The organism is Moorena sp. SIO3E8 (assembly GCF_010692445.1).
Taxonomy (GTDB): domain Bacteria; phylum Cyanobacteriota; class Cyanobacteriia; order Cyanobacteriales; family Coleofasciculaceae; genus Moorena; species Moorena bouillonii.
In genome coordinates, this window is record NZ_JAAHHM010000306.1 from 1 (window position 1) to 2,508 (window position 2,508).

A 2,508-nucleotide genomic window follows, 5' to 3' on the forward strand; every position below is an offset into this window, starting at 1 on the left:
TCGGTTCGCTTCTGCCGCGCTGCGCGCTGCCCAAGTCGCTGTATCGCTATCCGCCTCAGACCTGGACGATCTCGGCCGAGCAGGAAGCCATTCCTTTCTCAGGACACAAACATTTTTCCCAATCGCCCTAAAAAGGCTATTCATGAAAGCCATAGTTCGAGAGACTCGCAGCAAGGAGAATCGAGTCGTGAAGCCCAAGATCCTGGTTTTGTCTCTGGCCCTTGCCCTTGCCGCTTGCCAGACGGCGCCGCAGCCGGAACCGGTCGCAGCGCCCGAACCCAAAAAACTGACCAGCGATGAACTGCTCCAGAACGAACTTACGTCGGCACGTCTGCCGGCAACCTTCAGCGACCAGGGCCTTGTTGTTGAACTGGCGGGCGTTTCCTTCGCGCCGAACAGCTCGACCCTGACACCGGCCGCCCGGTCCCTGCTCCAAAGGCTGGCGTCCATCGTCAATGACGCCGAGTTCGATACCCGCGTCCTGACCATCGAAGGACACACTGATTCCGTCGGCCGCGAGAGTTACAATCTGAAACTCTCCACCGAGCGCGCCGAGGTCGTCGGGCAGGAACTGGTGTTCAACCAGGTCCGTGCCGATCGCATCTCGATTGTCGGCTACGGCGAAACGCGCCCGGTTGCGTCCAATACCAAACCTGACGGCAGCCCGGATCCCGAAGGTCAGGCCCGCAACCGCCGGGTCGATATCGTCATTCACAAGCAGCCCTGAAAACAGCGCCCTTAAGGCCGCTCCCGACCTCCCCGCACGTCAAATCCTCATGGTTGCAAATTCAACAAGACATCGCATAATTTGCGAAAAACCCTAAAGACCTTGAGTTGTTTTGGGCTCATTAAAGATAGGTTTTGCCAATTATTCTGTATAGCAACGTGTCTTTTAGGAAACACCGCACCAAAAAAGCGACTTAGTGTCTTGAAAATCCTTATTTGTCACAACAATGACACTCGCTTTTTCGTAAATTCCCGTCCAAGAGCGTCTTCGTTCAAATAATCGATTACTTGCTTGCGTCAGAGCAAAGCTTCGCGAGCTGATTTGTGCTGAAGAAGGTTGCAGGACATGTATACCCAGTACTTTGGGTTCCAGAGACCGCCATTCAAAATCACGCCAGATTCAGGCTTTTTCTATACCAACAGCATATTTCTTAATGCTCATAACAGTCTCTTGGACGCGATCGACGAGCAACGCGGACTTGCCCTGCTAACCGGCGCTTCGGGGACCGGCAAAACCACGCTCCTCAAGCAACTCGCACAAGATCTAGACGACACCGTTCATTTCATTTACCTGCAAAATGCCAACCTTAGTCAGCGCGACCTTGTCGGCTGCCTGTCCGACAAGCTGGGAGGCGAGGCCTCCGATCAGCAGCAGATTTCGGTCGAAGCTGAAATTTTCCGGCTGCGCGATCACCTAAAAAGCTTGAACGACCGGGAACAGGGCTGCGTACTTTTCATCGACGATGCGCAAAACCTGCCACTGGAAAGTCTCAATACCCTGCCTCTGCTCATCAAGGCGGACGGCGGCGGGAATCAGGTACAGGTCGTACTCTCCGGCACGGAAGACCTGCTCGAGCGGCTGAATCAGCCCGTACTTTCTGCAGTCTCAAGGCTGGTCGAGGCGCATGCCCAACTCGAGCGGCTGCCGGCGGCCGAAATCCCGGCATTCATCGACCATCAGATTCGCGGTGCTGGCTCCATGCGCTCCGACATCTTCTCCGAAGGTGCGATCCGGGAGATCATGCAGACCAGTTCCGGCCGGCCCAGCGATCTTAACAGGGTCTGCGATAAAGCGCTGGAAATTGCCTACCGCCAGGGAACCCAGGTGGTGACCCGGGAAATGATCCGCCAGACATCAAGCGCAGCCTGGCTTTCGCCTGAGCCGCAAGCATCCGGAACAACCCAGAGACCCAACTCCGTCCGGCGGCTGGCTGAAAAGTTTCGTCCCTCTGGCGGCGGCGGTCGCTTCGCGGCGAGTTCGATCGCGGAGAAACTGGCCGCTTTACGTCAACGGCTTCCAAATGGAACCAGCGCGGCAGGGCAAAAAGCCGCCCATCTTGCTCGCAAGATCGCGGAAAAGTCCGGTGTCTTCGCCCTGGTTGCCCTTGCCAAACTCTGGCGCCTAATCAGTCGTCTGACCACTGTCCTCCGCTCCACGGCGCGATGGCGTCCCGGACAGTCCGGATCAACGCTTCACGCCGAAACCCATCGACCATCTCGGCGGCGGATCTGGGTTGCCGGCAGCGCCGCGGCGGCCGCAGTGCTGCTCGCGGTTCTGATCCTGCCTCTCGTAAACGACAGCACCGAAGAAACAACGCAATCGGCCGCTGTGCAGGCGGACGAAAAAACAACGTCCGAGCAAACGGCGTCGGGCCGGCGCTTGACCGCTCTTGCGGAACTGCGCGCCCAGATCGCCCAGCTCAAACTCGACCTAAAGACGGCTGGCTCTAACCGGGATTACATGAAACGGCTTGTGGGAAGCCTGACGTCGGAACGGGATGA

Annotated in this window: 2 protein-coding genes; both read left to right on the plus strand. The window is 57.5% G+C overall.

Annotated features, from left to right (window positions below; translation table 11 throughout):
• Nucleotides 1–187 precede the first annotated feature (187 nt).
• Nucleotides 188–727, plus strand: coding sequence for an OmpA family protein (locus F6K46_RS39305; protein ID WP_293118129.1), 540 nt, complete (start codon nt 188–190; stop codon nt 725–727).
• 345 nt (nt 728–1,072) lie between these two features.
• Nucleotides 1,073–2,508 (plus strand): AAA family ATPase (locus F6K46_RS39310; RefSeq protein WP_293118132.1); only part of this gene is annotated, 1,436 nt, incomplete at its 3' end.